The 15,676-nt window shown below is 64.5% G+C and carries 15 protein-coding genes; 13 read left to right on the top strand and 2 right to left on the bottom strand.

All coding sequences use genetic code 11. The annotated features are described in order from the left end of the window. The first annotated feature begins 200 nt into the window (after positions 1 to 200). The 7 genes from trmB to aroQ all read left to right on the top strand — a co-directional run bounded on the left by trmB (position 201) and on the right by aroQ (position 7,118). Positions 201 to 902 (top strand): tRNA (guanine(46)-N(7))-methyltransferase TrmB, encoded by a 702-nt coding sequence (gene trmB / locus E0702_RS05360; RefSeq protein ID WP_132041953.1) that lies wholly within the window; start codon positions 201 to 203, stop codon positions 900 to 902. Between the two features lie 51 nt (positions 903 to 953). Further along, a complete protein-coding gene (locus tag E0702_RS05365) occupies positions 954 to 1,373 on the top strand; it encodes a PACE efflux transporter (RefSeq protein ID WP_132041954.1) in 420 nt (139 codons plus the stop codon). Further along, the gene (locus E0702_RS05370; protein WP_132041955.1) at positions 1,370 to 1,699 is read left to right on the top strand and encodes a DMT family transporter; all 330 of its coding nucleotides are present in this window, start codon (positions 1,370 to 1,372) and stop codon (positions 1,697 to 1,699) included. The genes E0702_RS05365 and E0702_RS05370 overlap by 4 nt, the downstream gene beginning before the upstream one ends. Before the next feature lie 32 nt (positions 1,700 to 1,731). After that, positions 1,732 to 3,171 carry a D-alanyl-D-alanine carboxypeptidase/D-alanyl-D-alanine endopeptidase gene (dacB, locus tag E0702_RS05375; RefSeq protein WP_165927487.1) on the top strand — a complete coding sequence of 480 codons (1,440 nt, stop codon included), beginning with the start codon at positions 1,732 to 1,734 and terminating at the stop codon, positions 3,169 to 3,171. Positions 3,172 to 3,213: 42 nt separating this feature from the next. Continuing rightward, positions 3,214 to 3,585 (top strand): diacylglycerol kinase, encoded by a 372-nt coding sequence (locus tag E0702_RS05380; RefSeq protein WP_132041957.1) that lies wholly within the window; start codon positions 3,214 to 3,216, stop codon positions 3,583 to 3,585. Positions 3,586 to 3,664: 79 nt separating this feature from the next. Beyond that, positions 3,665 to 6,643 (top strand): bifunctional [glutamate--ammonia ligase]-adenylyl-L-tyrosine phosphorylase/[glutamate--ammonia-ligase] adenylyltransferase, encoded by a 2,979-nt coding sequence (gene glnE / locus E0702_RS05385; RefSeq protein ID WP_132041958.1) that lies wholly within the window; start codon positions 3,665 to 3,667, stop codon positions 6,641 to 6,643. Positions 6,644 to 6,683: 40 nt separating this feature from the next. Beyond that, positions 6,684 to 7,118: a type II 3-dehydroquinate dehydratase gene (gene aroQ, locus E0702_RS05390; protein WP_132041959.1), complete on the top strand. Its 435-nt coding sequence runs from the start codon at positions 6,684 to 6,686 to the stop codon at positions 7,116 to 7,118. A gap of 4 nt (positions 7,119 to 7,122) precedes the next feature. On the opposite strand, the gene E0702_RS05395 is transcribed toward aroQ, so the two are convergent. Together E0702_RS05395 and E0702_RS05400 are read right to left on the bottom strand one after the other, a co-directional pair. Next, positions 7,123 to 8,070, bottom strand: a complete 948-nt coding sequence (locus E0702_RS05395; RefSeq protein ID WP_132041960.1) for an AEC family transporter — start codon at positions 8,068 to 8,070, stop codon at positions 7,123 to 7,125. 18 nt (positions 8,071 to 8,088) lie between these two features. Beyond that, positions 8,089 to 8,874 (bottom strand): IclR family transcriptional regulator domain-containing protein, encoded by a 786-nt coding sequence (locus tag E0702_RS05400; protein ID WP_132041961.1) that lies wholly within the window; start codon positions 8,872 to 8,874, stop codon positions 8,089 to 8,091. Positions 8,875 to 9,074: 200 nt separating this feature from the next. Here E0702_RS05400 and E0702_RS05405 point away from each other — a divergent pair, with 200 nt between their 5' ends. The 6 genes from E0702_RS05405 to pcaQ all read left to right on the top strand — a co-directional run bounded on the left by E0702_RS05405 (position 9,075) and on the right by pcaQ (position 15,607). Beyond that, positions 9,075 to 10,388, top strand: coding sequence for a class-II fumarase/aspartase family protein (locus E0702_RS05405; RefSeq protein ID WP_306766905.1), 1,314 nt, complete (start codon positions 9,075 to 9,077; stop codon positions 10,386 to 10,388). 177 nt (positions 10,389 to 10,565) lie between these two features. After that, positions 10,566 to 11,396: a CoA transferase subunit A gene (locus tag E0702_RS05410; protein ID WP_132041963.1), complete on the top strand. Its 831-nt coding sequence runs from the start codon at positions 10,566 to 10,568 to the stop codon at positions 11,394 to 11,396. Continuing rightward, complete coding sequence (locus tag E0702_RS05415; RefSeq protein WP_132041964.1) at positions 11,396 to 12,184, top strand: CoA-transferase subunit beta; 789 nt, start codon at positions 11,396 to 11,398, stop codon at positions 12,182 to 12,184. The genes E0702_RS05410 and E0702_RS05415 overlap by 1 nt, the downstream gene beginning before the upstream one ends. Positions 12,185 to 12,202: 18 nt before the next feature. Further along, positions 12,203 to 13,405, top strand: coding sequence for a 3-oxoadipyl-CoA thiolase (gene pcaF, locus E0702_RS05420; protein ID WP_132041965.1), 1,203 nt, complete (start codon positions 12,203 to 12,205; stop codon positions 13,403 to 13,405). A gap of 13 nt (positions 13,406 to 13,418) precedes the next feature. Beyond that, positions 13,419 to 14,597 carry an alpha/beta fold hydrolase gene (locus tag E0702_RS05425; protein ID WP_132041966.1) on the top strand — a complete coding sequence of 393 codons (1,179 nt, stop codon included), beginning with the start codon at positions 13,419 to 13,421 and terminating at the stop codon, positions 14,595 to 14,597. Between the two features lie 95 nt (positions 14,598 to 14,692). Further along, entirely contained in the window at positions 14,693 to 15,607 is a 915-nt protein-coding gene (gene pcaQ / locus E0702_RS05430; protein ID WP_132041967.1) for a pca operon transcription factor PcaQ, read from the top strand. Positions 15,608 to 15,676: the final 69 nt, after the last annotated feature.

Raw genomic sequence — 15,676 nt, forward strand, 5'->3', positions numbered from 1 at the left:
CCGCTCTGCGCCGATGGTAGTGTGGGGCCTCCCCATGCGAGAGTAGGTCATCGTCAGGCACTTATACCGAGAAAACCCCGGGCATTCAGTTGCTCGGGGTTTTTTCATGTTGGAGGCTTGCCGAGATGACGGTGCAGTCCGAGCGGGGAATAGGAGAGGCTGGTAGAATCAGTGCTCGTTCCGTATCGCAGCAGGTCGTCATGCAAGCCACCTCTCGCCGCATCGTTACCAATCAGGCGGGTCCTCACCAGGGCCTCGAGACACGCGTGGCGCGTGCCCTGGAGTATCCCTGGCGCAAGCCTGTCGCCGAGCATACTCGAGAAGCCTTTGCCTCCGCCGCTCGATGGAGGGAGGCACGCAGCGACATGCCGTTGATCCTGGATGCCGGCTGTGGTGTAGGTCTTTCGACCCGTCGGCTGGCGGAGGCCTTCCCCGATCATGCCGTCATCGGGGTAGATCGCAGCGAGAGCCGGCTGAGTCGAGATCATGGCCCCTTGCCGACGAATGCCATGCTGGTCAGGGCCGACCTGGCTGACTTCTGGCGGCTTGCCTTCCAGGCCGGCTGGCGGCCGGCACGTCACTACCTGCTCTATCCAAACCCTTACCCCAAGGCGTCACTTCTCAAGCTGCGCTGGCATGGCCATCCGGTCTTCCCGTTTATTCTGGCGCTGGGTGGACGGCTGGAGTTGCGCTCCAATTGGCGGCTGTATGTCGAGGAGTTTTTGCTGGGGTTAGGGTATGCAACCGGTACTGCCGCCGAGATCGAGGCGTTGGATCCAGCGGGAGAGTATCTGACGCCCTTCGAGCAGAAATATCATCTCAGTGGTCAGCCACTATGGCGCCTGGCGCTCGAGCTATCATATCGCCCGGAGCTGATTGCGAAGGCCTGGGCGGTGCGATAGCCCTGCAAGTGCTGGCCCCGAAAGCAATGTGTTGATGGCAAGGAGAGACCGATGCGTTCTTGGCGAGAGCGCCTGACTCATATGGTGCTGTTCGAAGCATTAGGACTGGCGATCGTGATCCCGGCAAGCAGCGCGCTGACCGGTCACGATAGTGGCGCCATCGGGGTGCTGGCCGTGGGCCTGGCCAGTGCGGCGATGCTGTGGAACCTGATCTGGAATCGGCTGTTCGATAGCTGGGTGCCGACTCGGCGTCGCAGCGTGTGGCAGCGAATCGCCCAGGCGGGCGGGTTTGAGCTGGGGCTGTTGATCATGACACTGCCGGTGGTGGCGTGGTGGCTTCAGATCGGACTGGTCGAGGCATTCTGGCTGGATCTTGGTTTTATGTTGTTCTTCTTATGCTATGCGCTGGTCTTCAATACGGCCTTCGACCGCATCATGCACCGCCGGCTGACTCAGGAGAGGTGTCGATGAGCTATCTGTACCTGGCCCTGGCCATCGTCGCCGAGGTGGTGGGGACTACCGCTCTCAAGGCCTCTGAGGGTTTCACCCGATTGGGACCGAGTGTGGCCGTGGTGGTGGGCTATGGCCTCGCCTTCTACCTGCTAGCCCTTGTCCTGCGCACTGTGCCGGTGGGGATCGCCTACGCCATCTGGGCGGGGCTAGGCATTGTGCTGGTGACCATGGCAGGCGTTCTGCTCTATGGTGAGAAGCCGGATCTACCGGCACTGTTGGGGATCGCCATGATCATTGGCGGTGTCGCGGTGATTCAGATTTTCTCTACCGTCTCTGCCCATTGAAGGCCCACATTCACCCGCCAATGAGCCCTGTCATGCGCTGTTGCCTGCGTTCTGCCGTTGCCCTGCTGTTGCTGTGTCTCATCCTGCCTGTCCACGCTTCCGACTTCGAGACTCTCTCACGTTTACTCGACAAGGGGTTCCGGATCAGTGCCGAAGCCAGGCTGCTGGATGAGGATCGTGTACTGGCCGCCATCGAACCGCAGCGCCTGCTGTCCCCCGCGTCGGTCAGCAAGAACTACCTCGCCGCGGCCGCGCTGGATCGCTGGGGACCACAGCACCGCTTCACCACTCGACTGGTCAGTACACGGGAGCCAGATAGCCATGGAGTTCTGCAGGGCGATCTAATTCTCGATGGCGGTGGTGACCCGGCGTTGACCAGTGAAGATCTGTGGCGTCTGGTGCAGCGTCTCTATCAGGCGGGAGTGCGCAGGGTAAACGGCAGACTGTTGGTCAGCCAGTGGCGTTTCGGTCCCGTGGAGTGCCTCACCTACGACCGTTGTGAGGCGCGAGAGCGCACGCGCCATGCCTACAGTGCGCTGCTCTCCTCGGCCGGGGTCAACTACGGCAACTGGTGTGTCAATGTGGCTCCCGCGGATACACCAGGAGAGCCGGCGATTGTCACCGGTTGTGATAGCCAGGTGGCCATTCTGGCCATCGACAATGGGGTGGTGACCCGACCGGACAACAGCGGCACCGAGATCAGCGCGGTGCGTATCACCCGCGATGGCCGCGACGTGATGCGGCTGAGCGGCCAGATCTCCACCAATGCCCATCCTCGCGATATCTATCGGGCCAGCGCCGATCCGGCCGACCAGATGGCGTTGACGCTGCTGGCGATGCTCGACCAAGCCGGCATCGCCGTGAGTGGCGGGGCGGATACGACCCAGCAGGCTCCATCATCCGAAGCGACTACGCTGGCCGCCGTGGATGGCAAGCCGCTGCAGGAACTGCTGCTTCGCACCATGAACTACTCCAACAACTATATGGCCGATATGCTGGCCCTTAACCTGGTCGAGGCGCCACGTGCTGACCTGCGCTCGGCTGGGGCCGCCATCGAAGCCTTCGTGGCCGGCATTCCCGAACATGGGCCGGTGACCCTGTTCAGCGGGAGTGGACTGACCCCGGAGAATCGCACCTCGGCGCGTGGCGCCAATGCCCTGCTGGATAGCCTTTACCACCGCCCCTCCCTGTTCCCCAGCTTCGTGGCCACCCTGCAGTCGCCGGCCAATGGTGTCATGCGCTTTATTCGGCGTGGCTCCGATACCTTCCAGCGGCACGTGATGCTCAAGACCGGCACCCTCAACCAGCCGGTGACGGTGAGGGCCGTGAGTGGCTACTTTCGCACCGCCCGCGGTCGCTGGGGCGCCTTCAGCGTGCTGATCAACGGTACCGACAGCACTCCCTACCTGAGCTGGTCCGAAGTGCTGGATCCCCTGGCGGTGGACCTCGAACGCATGATCGACAATCACTGAATGAGCTGATCAACGCTCCAAGCAAGATACAAGGAAGAGACGATGAAACCCGGACATACCGGCTGGCGTCACCTGGTGCACTCCACCCGATACTCGATAAAGGGGATGAAGGCTGCCTGGTTTCACGAGGCGGCATTTCGACAGGAGCTGGTCCTGTTCCTGCTGCTGCTGCCGCTGGCCGGATGGCTCGGCGATGGGCCGGTGGAGTGGATCCTGCTGCTGGGTAGCGGCCTGGTCGTGCTGGCCGTGGAGCTGCTCAACAGCGCGATCGAGAGCATCGTGGACCGTATCGGCCCCGAGCATCACGAGCTCTCCGGGCGTGCCAAGGATCTGGGATCTGCCGCGGTCATGGTGTCGCTGCTGCTGGCCGGCCTGACCTGGTTGCTGCTGCTGGGTCAGAAACTCTTCGGCTGATACATCGACCAGGCGGGTGCCAGCGGGGGCCTCGCTTCGCTATGCTGGGGGTATTCGCCACCCTGGACGCGAGACGCCGATGCCTCTGCCCGAAGACTTCCTGCCACTGAACGACATTCCCGAACCCCTCAGGGCGCCGCTGGAGCACACTCGGGAGCGGCTCGCCGAGGCGCTGGGGGAGGCCGAACACCTGGCGGAGATGACCGACCGCGACTCCCCTCTGGAAGACTGGCTCGGCCTCGCCGAGCCGCGCCGCGAGCAACTGGCCCGGGTGCTGGCCATATCGGATTTCGTGGCCGAGACGCTGGTGCGCTATCCCGACTGGCTCATGCACCTGGACGCCAGTGGCGAACTTGACGCCTCCCCGGATCCCGACGCCCTGCACGGCTGGCTCGAGGAGCGCCTCGAGGAGGTCGAGGATGAAGCCTCCATGCATGCTGTCATTCGGCGCTTCCGTCGCGCGCGCATGGTGGGCATCGTCTGGCGTGACCTGACACGACCCGTGGATACCGACATGTGGACCACCTCGGCGGCGGTGTCACGGCTGGCCGAGACCTGTCTGGAGGCAGCGTTGACCTGGCTGGAGACGTTCCTGACGCCGCGCTGGGGTCGTCCCGCCCCGCGCCGCGATGGCAATGAGCAGCGCCTGGTGGTGCTGGGCATGGGCAAGCTGGGGGCCGGCGAGCTCAACCTCTCCTCGGATATCGACCTGATCTTCGCCTTTCCCGAGGGGGGCGATACGCAGGGCGGTCGCAAGTCCCTCGAGCATCAGGAGTATTTCACCAGGCTGGGGCAGCGCTTGATCGGCGCCCTGGATGCGGTCACTGCCGACGGCTTCGCCTTCCGGGTCGATATGCGCCTGCGCCCCCTGGGCGACGGGGGGCCGCTGGTCGGCAGCTTCAACTCGCTCTCGAGCTACTATCAGGACCAGGGGCGCGAGTGGGAGCGCTACGCCATGCTCAAGGCGCGGCCGGTGGCCGGCGATCTGGATGCCGGTGCCGAGCTGCTGGCCGGCCTGCGTCCCTTCGTCTATCGCAGATATCTCGACTTCGGGGCCATCGAGTCGCTGCGCGAACTCAAGGGCATGATCAATCGCGAGGTGCGCCGCAAGGGCATGGAGGGCAACATCAAGCTCGGCCCCGGGGGCATCCGCGAGGTGGAATTCGTGGTTCAGGCCTTTCAGCTGATTCGCGGTGGGCGCGACACTGAACTGCAGGTGACTTCCTTGAAGACCGCCCTGGAGCGCCTGCCCGAGTTGGGACTGCTGCCCGTCGAGGTGGTCGAGGAGCTGATGCCCGACTATGTCTTCCTGCGCGACCTGGAGCATGCGCTGCAGGCCCTGGAGGATCGTCAGACCCAGTGTCTGCCCGACGACGAGCTCGATCGAGAGCGGGTCGCGCTGGCGCTGGACCTGGAGGGGTGGCCGGCACTGATGGCGTGCCTCGACGAGGTGCGCGGCCGGGTGCGTCATCACTTCGATGCGGTGATCGCCGAACCCGAGGAGGAGGTGGAGGAGGTCGCCGACGAGACCGCCGGCGGCATTCCTCTGGAGCAGTGGCGAGCACTGTGGCGGGGCGAGCTCGACGAGGAGGAGAGGACCGTGCTCCTGGAGGAGGCGGGTTTCAACGACCCCGCCGCCGCGGCACGACGACTCGGGGCGCTCTATCACTCGCGGCAGGTGCAGGGCATGCAGCGCATCGGCTATGAGCGCCTTGAGGCCCTGCTGCCGCTGCTGCTCGATGCCGTCGCCGTGAGTGACGCGCCGGATACTGCCCTGGAGCGCGTGCTGCCACTCATCGAGTCGGTACTTCGGCGCACCGCCTATCTGGCGCTGCTGCGCGAGAACCCCGATGCCTTGGGGCACCTGATGACGCTCTGCTCGGCGAGCCCGTGGATCGCCGAGCAGCTGGCCCGTTACCCGATCCTGCTCGACGAGCTGCTGACGCCCGATACCCTTTACACTCCCGCCGACAAGGCAAGGCTCGCCGACGAGCTGCGCCAATCCCTGGGCCGTATCCCCGAGGAGGACGAGGAGGCTCAGCTGGAGGCCCTGCGAGTCTTCAAGCACGCCCAGACGCTGCATGTGGCCGCGTCGGATATCGCCGGGACTCGTCATCTGATGAAAGTGAGCGACTACCTCACCTATATCGCCGAGGTGATCCTCGAGGCGGTGTTGTCCATGGCCTGGAAACATCTCACTCGCAAGCACGGCTTTCCTCTGCTGGCCGATGGCAGCCGCGCCGATGCGACGCCGGCCTTTCTGATCGTGGGTTATGGCAAGCTCGGCGGCATCGAGCTGGGCTACGGCTCCGACCTGGACCTGGTGTTTATCCACGATGGCGCTCCCCAGGGGGAGACCGATGGCAAGCGCGTGCTGGACAATGCGATCTTCTACACGCGACTCGGTCAGCGCATCATCCATCTGCTCACCGCGGTGACGCCCGCGGGTACGCTGTTCGATGTGGATATGCGGCTGCGCCCCTCGGGCAATTCCGGCCTGCTGGTCACCTCGCTCAAGGCTTACGCGGACTACCAGCGCCGCGAGGCCTGGACCTGGGAACACCAGGCGCTGGTGCGTGCTCGGGTCGTGGCCGGGGATGCACGGCTGGCCGAAGGCTTCGACGACGTGCGTCGCGAGATTCTGGGGCGTGAACGTGACGTGGCGCTGCTGCGTGAGGAGGTCACCAAAATGCGTCACAAGATGCGCGATCATCTGGGTGGCAAGAGCGCGGAGGGAGAGTTCGATCTCAAGCACGATCCTGGCGGCATGATCGACCTCGAGTTCCTCTGTCAGTACGCCGTGCTGGCCATGGGGCATGAGACACCGGCACTGCTCGAGTGGAGCGACAACATGCGTATCCTCGAGACGCTGGAGGGCAGCGAGCGACTGCCGGCCGAGGAGTGCCGGCGCCTGCGAGAGGCCTACCTGGCGCTGCGCAGCGCCGCCCATCGTGCCTCGCTTACCCGCGAGCCGGCACGCGGTCGCGACGAGGCCTTCCAGGATCATCGCCGGGCGGTCATCGAGGTGTGGCAGCGGCTGCTCGAACCGAACGAATAGATGGAACAGCCCAAGGGTTTATTACCAAGGATATCTAGCAATGAACAAGGCACTGGTCCTGCATGGCCCCAACCTCAACCTGCTGGGCACTCGCCAGCCCGAGGTCTATGGCCATGAGACCCTGGACGACATAAATAACACGCTTCATGAGCAGGCGGCCCTGGGTGGTTGGGAGATCACCTGTCGGCAGAGCAATCACGAGGGGGAGCTGATCGACTGGATCCAGGCGGCGCGCCTGGACGGGACCGCGGCGATCATCATCAACCCGGCGGCCTATACCCACACCTCGGTGGCGATCCTCGATGCCCTCAACGCCTTCGACGGCCGGGTCATCGAGGTTCACCTCTCCAACGTGCACCGGCGCGAGAGCTTCCGCCACCACTCCTATGTCTCGCTGCGTGCCGATGGTGTCATTGCGGGGCTGGGCAGCCAGGGCTATCGTGCCGCCCTGGAGGCGGTGATGCGGTCGAACTAGGTGGCTAGATGGGCAGCAGGCCGACCTGGGTCAGCAGCCAGATCGACAGGCTGATGGTAAGGAAGGAGGCCAGGGTGCCTACCATCAGTGCGGCGGCACTGGTGTCGCCCTGGTCGAACTGCTTGCCGAATAGTGGATAGACGCTGATCATCGGCGCGCAGGCGAACAGCAGGCCGCCTGCAATCATCATCGGGTCTGGCTCGGGAAGCAGAAGCAAGAAGGCCAGCACCGCCAGGGGGTGTAGCAGTAGCTTGCCGATCACTATCTGCCCCATATCGGCCGCCATGCCACGCGCCTTCAGGCCATGCAGCATGCCACCGATGGTGAAAAGGGCGGCCGGCCCGGCCGCCTCGGCGAGCATATCGATGGCCTTGTTCAGTGGGGTAGGCAGCTGCCAGCCGGTCAGGGCCAGGGTCACGCCGGTCAGCAGGCCGATCAGCACCGGATTACGCGAGAGCCTGGCGAATGTCTTGCGGACGACTCGTGAAAGCCCGCCGCCGTTGTGGCGGCTGGCCTCGGCCAGGGTGAGGGCCATGGGGATGATCAGCAGGGTTTCCACGACCATGTTAAGCGCCATGAATATCGCCGCCGGTGCGCCGATAACCATCACCGCTACCGGGTAGCCGATAAAGCCGCTATTGGCCGCCGACATGCCCAGGGCGTGAATGGCCGCGGCGTCCAGCGCATGGCCGCGCCAGCGCGACAGGGCGAGTCCCGCGGCGAATACCAGCATCGAGCCAAGCCCATAGGCCAGCAGGTAGCCGATATTCAAGGCTTCTTCTAGCGGGGTGGCGGTCAGGGCCCGAATCAACAGCGAGGGCAGGGCGAAGAACATCACGAAGGTCGCGATGCCCTGCATATTGTCGCGACACAGCAGCCCGCAAAACGCCGCCAGGAAGCCGACGCCGATCAAGACGAAGATCGGTAGTGTGATCGTCAGAATTTCCAGCATGGGGCCTTCCTTGGCAGATCAGCTGATGGTGGTGCGAATCACCTGGGCCTTCTGCTTCAGCAGTGGCAGATATTCCTCTATCAGAGTGTCGTGATCGATCCGGGCGGCATTGGTACTGATATTGATGGCGCCCAACAGCTTGCCATTGGCATCGAAGGCGGGGACCGCCAGTGAGCGCAGTCCGGAGTCGAGCTCCTGATCGGCGATGGCGTAGCCCTGGCGGCGAACCTCGAGGATGCAGCGCTTCAGCTCACCCTTGTCGGTGATGGTCTTGTCGGTATGCTTCTCCAGCGTGACGCGGGCGAGCCAAGCATCCAGCTCCGCCTCGGGCAACTGGGCCAGCAGCACGCGCCCCATGGAGGTATGGGCCGCTGGCAGGCGGGTACCGACCGAGAGTGTGATGGCCATCAGGCGATGTGGTGAAGAGGAGCGGGCCACGTAAGTTATCGCCTCCCCGTCGAGGACCCCCAGCGAGGAGGACTCACCGCACTGCTGGGTGATATCTTCGAGCACCTGCTGGATCACGCTGCGATAGTTGTTGCTGGACAGGAAGGCGTAGCCGAGCTGCAGTACCCTAGGGGCCAGTTCGAAGTTTCGCCCCTGCTTGCTGACATAGCCCAGGGCATGGAGGGTCAGCAGGAAGCGCCGGGCGCGGGCGCGGTTCATGCCGGTACGCGCGGCGACCTCGCTGAGCGTCATGCGAGGGTGGGCTTCGTCGAAGGCCAGGATCACCTCCAGCCCGCTAGCCAGGGCGGTGACAAAATCGCGGTCGTCGGGGGTTAGCACGTCTTCCTTGGGTGTCATATTCGCTCCATCCATGCGGCATGCTGGGTTGCTCGGGGTCGATCTCCAATCTAGCATGATGTTCGAATCGCGAACATGTGTGCGTGGTTGGGCTTTAGTCGATTGGCCAGGCCAAATCGCCCAGGGCCGATTCCGAACAGACCCGATCCGAACGATATCGAGAGACCACTATGCCTGCCTCACTGCTGCAGCATCCCTTTATGAGCCAAACCGCACTGAGCCAGTGCACTTCCCAGGCCATGGTGGAGGCCATGCTGGCCTTCGAGCTGGGCCTCGCCGAGGTTCAGGAAGCCCGCGGCGCCGTGCCAGCCGGTGCCAGTCGTTCCATGCGCGAGAGCCTCGAGGCGCATGTCTTCGATAGCGAGGCGATCGTTGCCGGCATCGGCAGCGGTGGCAATGCGGCCATTCCCTTCGTCAAGCAGGCACGGGCGGCACTGCCCGATGAGCTCAAGCGTTACTTCCACCAGGGAGCCACCAGCCAGGACGTGGTGGACTCGGCATTGATGCTGCTGCTCAAGCCCCGCCTGGCGGCACTGGATCTCCTGCTGGTGCGATGCCGCAGTGCCGCCATCTCGCTGATGGAGACCCATGCCGGCACGGTGATGGTGGGGCGAACGCTGATGCAACAGGCGCTGCCGATCACCTTCGGGGTCAAGGTGGCACACTGGGCGGTCGGACTGGAGCAGGCGCGTCGCCGTTTGGCGTCAGTCGAACTGCCGGTACAGTTCGGTGGGGCAGTGGGCGTGCACTCTGGTTTGGAAGGGGCTGGGGGGGACAACCTGGGGCTCGCCTTCATGGACGCCCTCGCCGTACGGTTGGGGCTCGATGTTCCGATACTGCCCTGGCATACCGACCGCCAGCCAGTCCACGCCTTGGGGTCAGCCCTGGATGCGGTGGCCGGAGCCGCCGAGAAACTTGCCCTGGATGTGTCGCTGCTGACCCAGACGGAGGTCGGCGAGGTCGCCGAGCCTTCGGCTCCAGGCATGGGGGAGTCCTCCTCCATGCCCCACAAGCGCAATCCAGTGCGCTGCGCGCTAATTCGCGGTGCGGCCCGCCAGGTACATGGCCATACCACGGTGCTGCTCAACGCCGCTGCCCAGCCGCTGGAACGGGGTTTGGGAGAGTGGCATGCCGAATGGTCACCGCTGATCGATAGCACCCTGTTGCTGGAAGGGGCGCTGGAGCAGGCGGCAGTGCTGCTCGAGGGCCTGGAGGTGCATCCCGAGGCGATGCGTCGCAATCTGGCGGTAACGGGCGGGGGCATCATGGCGGAATCGGTCGCCAAGCTGCTGGCGCCGGCTTTGGGGCCCGATGTTGCCAAGCGGATCAGCGCCGAGGCCGCCGAAACAGCGCGTCTTCAAGACATTGCCTACGCCGAGGCCATCAACTGCCACCCCGAAGTGCAGGGACGACTGGAAGCCGAGACGGTCGCCCGGGCAACGAATCCCGCCTTGTACCTTGGTAGCAGCAGGGATCAGGTGCAGCGTGCCAGGAACTGGTTGCTTGGTAGTTAAAATATTAGAAAATAAAAGGAAGTTAACCGTTTGGTACGAGGGAGGCAGAGCCTCCCTCGTGTGATTTCAGAGGCAGTCAAATTGACGATGGGGGCAATGGCGGAGTAGATTGTTCGTATCACAAATCAAAGTTCGCTAAGCGAACTTTGGCAAGAGCAACCGCCAGGAGATAGACCCATGGCTGAGTTCCTGAGCCTGCATGATGCGGTGGCGCGCTACGTCGAGGACGGTGCTACCGTGGCCATGGAGGGCTTTACCCATCTGATTCCCTTCGCCGCGGGCCACGAAGTGATCCGCCAGAAGAAGCGTGACCTGACCCTGATCCGCATGACGCCCGACCTGGTGTATGACCAGCTGATCGGCGCCGGCTGCGCCAAGAAGGTGATCTTCTCCTGGGGCGGTAACCCCGGGGTGGGCTCCTTGCATCGCCTGCGCGACGCAGTAGAAAAGGGTTGGCCTCATAAGGTCGAGATTCTCGAGCATAGCCATGCCGCCATGGCCTGCGCCTTCGAAGCCGGTGCGGCGGGGCTGCCACTGGCCGTGTTGCGTGGCTATGTAGGCAGTGAACTGCCGAGCGTTAATGACCAGATCAAGTTTATCGAGTGCCCCTTTACCGGCGAGCGACTGGCCGCGGTACCCTCGGTGCGTCCGGACGTCTCCATCGTCCATGCTCAGAAGGCCGATCGCGCCGGCAACGTGCTGGTGGAAGGCATCGTCGGCGTCCAGAAGGAGGCGGTACTGGCCGCCAGAAAGAGTATCGTTACGGTCGAGGAGGTCGTGGAGGATCTGCGCAGCGAGCCGGGCTACCACCCCAACGCTTGCATCCTCCCCGGCTGGGCCATCGACGCCATCGCCGTGGCCGAGCAGGGCTCGCTGCCCTCCTATGCCCATGGTTACTACCCGCGCAACAACGCCTTCTACAAGGAGTGGGATGCCATCGCCAGGGATCGCGACACCTTCACGGCCTGGATCGAAGAGAATGTCATGAACGCAGGAGGAAACGCCTGATGAGTGCCGCCGATAAGCGTCTGGACTACACCTCTTCCGAGATGATGACAGTGACTGCGGCCCGTGCCCTGGAGAACGGCACCACCTGCTTCGTTGGTATCGGCCTGCCCTCAGAGGCAGCCAACCTGGCGCGCCTGACCCACGCCCCTGACGTGGTGCTGATCTATGAGTCCGGGACCCTGCAGACCAAGCCCGATGTGTTGCCGCTCTCCATCGGCGACGGCGAGCTGGCCGAGACGGCCCTGACCACCGTGGCGGTGCCGGAGATGTTTCGCTACTGGCTGCAGGGCGGCAAGATCGATGTGGGTTTTCTAGGCACCGCCCAGATCGATCGCTACTGCAACCTCAACACTACCCTGATCGGCGACTACCGAGAGCCGAAGGTACGCCTGCCGGGTGGCGGGGGAGCGCCGGAGATCGCAACGAATGCCGGTGAAGTGTTTATCACCCTGAAGCACTCCAGGCGTGCCTTCGTGGACGAGGTCGACTTCGTCACCACGCTGGGCTTCGGTCGCGACGGCAAGGGCCGTGAGGGCGTACCCAATATCGGCAAGGGGCCGACCCGGGTGATTACCGACCTCTGTGTGATGAAGCCCGACCCCGAGACCAGAGAATTGGTCGTGGTCTCGCTCCATCCGGGAGTCACCCCCGAGCAGGTCCAGGAGGCCACTGGATGGGAGATTCGCTTCGCCGAGGTGCTTGAGAATACCCCCGAGCCCAGCGAGAAGGAGCTTGAGATCCTGCGCGAGCTGAAAGCGCGTACCGAACGAGCCCATGCCGGCCAGTAAGCCGATCAGGAGAGTCACATGACCGACGTATTCCTCTGCCATCCACGCCGCACCGCCGTGGGCCGCTTCGGCGGTACCCTGGCAAGCGTGCGCCCCGACGACATGGCCGCCACCATCTTCAAGGCGGTATTGGCCGAGGCGCCGGGCCTTGAGCCTGCCGCCATAGAAGAGATTTTCATGGGTTGTGCCAACCAGGCCGGTGAGGACAACCGCAATGTGGCACGCATGTCCGCGTTGCTGGCGGGCCTGCCGACCTCGGTGCCGGGTACCACCCTGAACCGCCTGTGCGGCTCCGGCATGGATGCCGTGGGCACGGCCTTCCGTGCCATCAAGGCCGGCGAGATGGACCTGGCCCTGGCCGGTGGCGTGGAGTCCATGTCCCGCGCCCCCTATGTGATGGGCAAGGCCGATAGCGCCTTCTCCCGGGGGCAGAAGATCGAGGACACCACCATCGGCTGGCGCTTCATCAACCCTCAGATGAAGAAGGCCTATGGCGTGGACTCCATGCCCGAGACCGCCGAGAACGTGGCCGAGCAGTTCAGCATCTCCCGTGAGGACCAGGACGCCTTCGCCCTGCGCTCCCAGCAGAAGGCCGCCGCGGCACAGCAGGCCGGGCGGTTCCAGGAAGAGATTACCGCCATCGAGATCCCGCGCCGCAAGCAGGAGCCGCTGATCTTCGACCAGGATGAGCATCTGCGCGCGACCAGCCTCGAGAAGCTTTCCGGCCTGCCGACTCCCTTTCGTGAGGATGGCAGCGTTACCGCCGGCAATGCCTCCGGTGTCAACGACGGCGCCGCCGCCATGCTGGTGGCAAGTGCCGCCGCGGTCGAGCGGCATGGGCTGACCCCCATGGCGAAGATTCTCGGCATGGCCACCGCCGGTGTCGAGCCGCGCATCATGGGCTATGGTCCGGTGCCGGCGGTCAACCGCCTGCTCGACCGCACCGGCGTGTCCCTCGATGAGATCGAGGTGATCGAGCTCAACGAGGCCTTCGCCGCCCAGGCGTTGGCCTGCATGCGCGACCTGGGAATTGCCGACGACGACCCGCGGGTCAATCCCAACGGCGGCGCCATCGCCCTGGGGCACCCGCTGGGCATGTCCGGTGCGCGCCTGTTGCTGACCGCCGCCCATGAGCTGCAGAAGAGCGGCAAGCGCTACGCGCTATGCACCATGTGCGTGGGCGTGGGCCAGGGCATCGCGACTCTGATCGAACGGGTATGACAGGAGACTTCTTATGGCATTTCTGACTATCAACGGGCGCAGCGTCGCCTATCGTCTGCTCGGTGCCGAGGCCAATCCTCTGGTTGTACTGGCGCATCCGCTGGGCATGAGTCAGGCGGTATGGGATGACGTGCTGCCGATGCTGCTGCCGCGCTATCGCGTGCTGACCTGGGACCTGCCCGGCCATGGCGCCAGCCAGGCCTGGGGAGAAGGGGCCATCACGCCTGCCGCACTCGCCGAAGAGGTTCTGGCTCTGGCTAGCCATGCCGGCGCCGAGCGTTTCCACTATGCCGGCACCTCCATCGGAGGTGCGGTGGGCCAGCAGCTGATCGCCGAACATGCAGAGCGCCTGCTTACCGCCACCCTGACCAACACCGGAGCCGTGATCGGCAACGCCGAGCTGTGGAACACCCGAGCTGGCCGGGTGCGCCAGGAGGGACTGGCGGCGATGTCCGAGGAGATCGTCCCGCGCTGGTTCGCCCCCGCCTGCTTCGAGGCAGAGCCGGCCCTCAAGGCGGGCTGGTGCACCCAGATGGGGCGCGGTGACGACGAGGCCTACGCCAAGCTCTGCGAGATGCTGGGTCGCGACACCTTCACCGGCAAGCTGTCGGGGAAGGGGGTCAAGGTACAGCTGCTGGGTGGAAGCGAGGACCTGGCCACCCCGCCGGCGACTCTCGAGGCCCTGGCCGAAGAGCTCGATGGCGCTCCTCTGGAGATCCTCGATGGTGTGGGTCATGTGCCCTCCGTGGAGGTTCCGGAGCTGTTTGCCGAGAAGCTGCTGGCGGTGCTGGCCGTGGACCTGGGGGACGTGGGTGCCAGAGGCGTCGACTATGCCACCGGTCTCGCTACTCGCAAACAGGTACTGGGCGAGGAGCATGTGGCACGCTCCACCGCGAATGCCAACAGCCTGGACGCCCCCTTCCAGCAGATGATCACCCGCCTGGCCTGGGGGGAGTTGTGGAGCAACGAGGACCTGACCCGTCGCGAGCGCAGCATGATCACCACCGGCATCCTTGCTGCCCTGGGGCGTGAAGAACTGACCCTGCACCTCAAGACGGCGAAGCGTATCGGACTATCCGAGTCGGAGTTGCGCCAGGTGCTGATGCATGTGGCCATCTATGGCGGCGTGCCGGCGGCCAACCACGCCTTCGCACTGGCCAAGGAGCTGGGGTGGGGCGAAACGGCGGAGTGACCCCCGGTCTGCTTCGATATCAGGCCAGCGTGTTGCCCAGCGTATGGCATGTGGCAATACCGTAAGGTCGCCATCTCGATAACAGGAGGTCTGATGTGCTCAATGCGCGGATCAAGCTCCGTCATATCCAGGCCTTCCTGGAGGTGGCTCGCCAGCGAAGCTTTGCCCGGGCCGCCGAGCGGATGTCGATCACTCAGCCGGGAGTCTCCAAGACCATTCGGGAGCTCGAGGAGATCACCGATGCCAGCCTCTTCGAACGGACCCCCCGTGGCGTCTCCCTGACAGAGGCCGGCCTGACCCTGTTGAGGCATGCCGGCCCGGCGCTGCGTGCCCTGGAAGAGGGAGTGGGTGCGCTAGGCGAGGAACATGCCGGCAGCTGGTTGCGTGTCGGGGCTCTCTCCACGGTGGAGAGCCGGTTGCTACCGGAGGCGATCCTGCGTTGGCAGGCGAGCATGGAGGGTGAGAGCGGGGTCAGTGTAGTCACCGGCCCCAGCGCCTTCCTGCTCTCTCGGTTGCGCCGTGGTGAGCTGGACCTGGTGGTGGGGCGCATGACCGAGGCGCGGGAGATCCTCGATCTCTCCTTCGAGCACCTCTTCTACCAACGCCTGGTTCTGGTGGTACGAAGCGGACACCCGCTCGCCGACAAGGCTCATCTGGAACCACATCAGTTGATGCGCTTCCCCTGGGTGCTGCCGCCCCCTCAGACCACGCTACGCCAGCGGGTGGACAGCTTCTTCGTGCGTCATGGTTTGGAGCTGCCGACGAGCCAACTCGAGACGCTTTCCCTTCCAATCGGCCAACACTACGTTCAGGGGAGCGATGCCGTCTGGGTGGCACCGGAGGAGGCCGCATGTGAGGCGGTCGACGCGGGAGTGCTTGCCGAGCTGGCCCTGCCCCTGGAGGAGCGAGGGGGATCGGTGGGGTTATGCATCAATACCAGCCTGGCGCCCTCGCTGGCGCTGGAGACATTCTGTGAGACGCTGCGAGGAGTGGCATCGGGCACCCCATAACTCCTGGGTTATGGGTGGGGCCCAAGGTGTCAATTGGCAGCCCGTGTGACTACCGTCAGACTGATCTGG

The organism is Halomonas marinisediminis (genome assembly GCF_004347715.1).
Taxonomy (GTDB): Bacteria; Pseudomonadota; Gammaproteobacteria; order Pseudomonadales; family Halomonadaceae; genus Halomonas; species Halomonas icarae.

What these genes read in the sequence shown, in the direction of transcription:
- trmB (WP_132041953.1), top strand. Translation starts at nt 201, where the DNA reads ATGCAAGCCACCTCTCGCCGCATCGTTACCAATCAGGCGGGTCCTCAC.
- E0702_RS05365 (WP_132041954.1), top strand. Translation starts at nt 954, where the DNA reads ATGCGTTCTTGGCGAGAGCGCCTGACTCATATGGTGCTGTTCGAAGCA.
- E0702_RS05370 (WP_132041955.1), top strand. Translation starts at nt 1,370, where the DNA reads ATGAGCTATCTGTACCTGGCCCTGGCCATCGTCGCCGAGGTGGTGGGG.
- dacB (WP_165927487.1), top strand. Translation starts at nt 1,732, where the DNA reads ATGCGCTGTTGCCTGCGTTCTGCCGTTGCCCTGCTGTTGCTGTGTCTC.
- E0702_RS05380 (WP_132041957.1), top strand. Translation starts at nt 3,214, where the DNA reads ATGAAACCCGGACATACCGGCTGGCGTCACCTGGTGCACTCCACCCGA.
- glnE (WP_132041958.1), top strand. Translation starts at nt 3,665, where the DNA reads ATGCCTCTGCCCGAAGACTTCCTGCCACTGAACGACATTCCCGAACCC.
- aroQ (WP_132041959.1), top strand. Translation starts at nt 6,684, where the DNA reads ATGAACAAGGCACTGGTCCTGCATGGCCCCAACCTCAACCTGCTGGGC.
- E0702_RS05395 (WP_132041960.1), bottom strand. Translation starts at nt 8,070, where the DNA reads ATGCTGGAAATTCTGACGATCACACTACCGATCTTCGTCTTGATCGGC.
- E0702_RS05400 (WP_132041961.1), bottom strand. Translation starts at nt 8,874, where the DNA reads ATGACACCCAAGGAAGACGTGCTAACCCCCGACGACCGCGATTTTGTC.
- E0702_RS05405 (WP_306766905.1), top strand. Translation starts at nt 9,075, where the DNA reads ATGAGCCAAACCGCACTGAGCCAGTGCACTTCCCAGGCCATGGTGGAG.
- E0702_RS05410 (WP_132041963.1), top strand. Translation starts at nt 10,566, where the DNA reads ATGGCTGAGTTCCTGAGCCTGCATGATGCGGTGGCGCGCTACGTCGAG.
- E0702_RS05415 (WP_132041964.1), top strand. Translation starts at nt 11,396, where the DNA reads ATGAGTGCCGCCGATAAGCGTCTGGACTACACCTCTTCCGAGATGATG.
- pcaF (WP_132041965.1), top strand. Translation starts at nt 12,203, where the DNA reads ATGACCGACGTATTCCTCTGCCATCCACGCCGCACCGCCGTGGGCCGC.
- E0702_RS05425 (WP_132041966.1), top strand. Translation starts at nt 13,419, where the DNA reads ATGGCATTTCTGACTATCAACGGGCGCAGCGTCGCCTATCGTCTGCTC.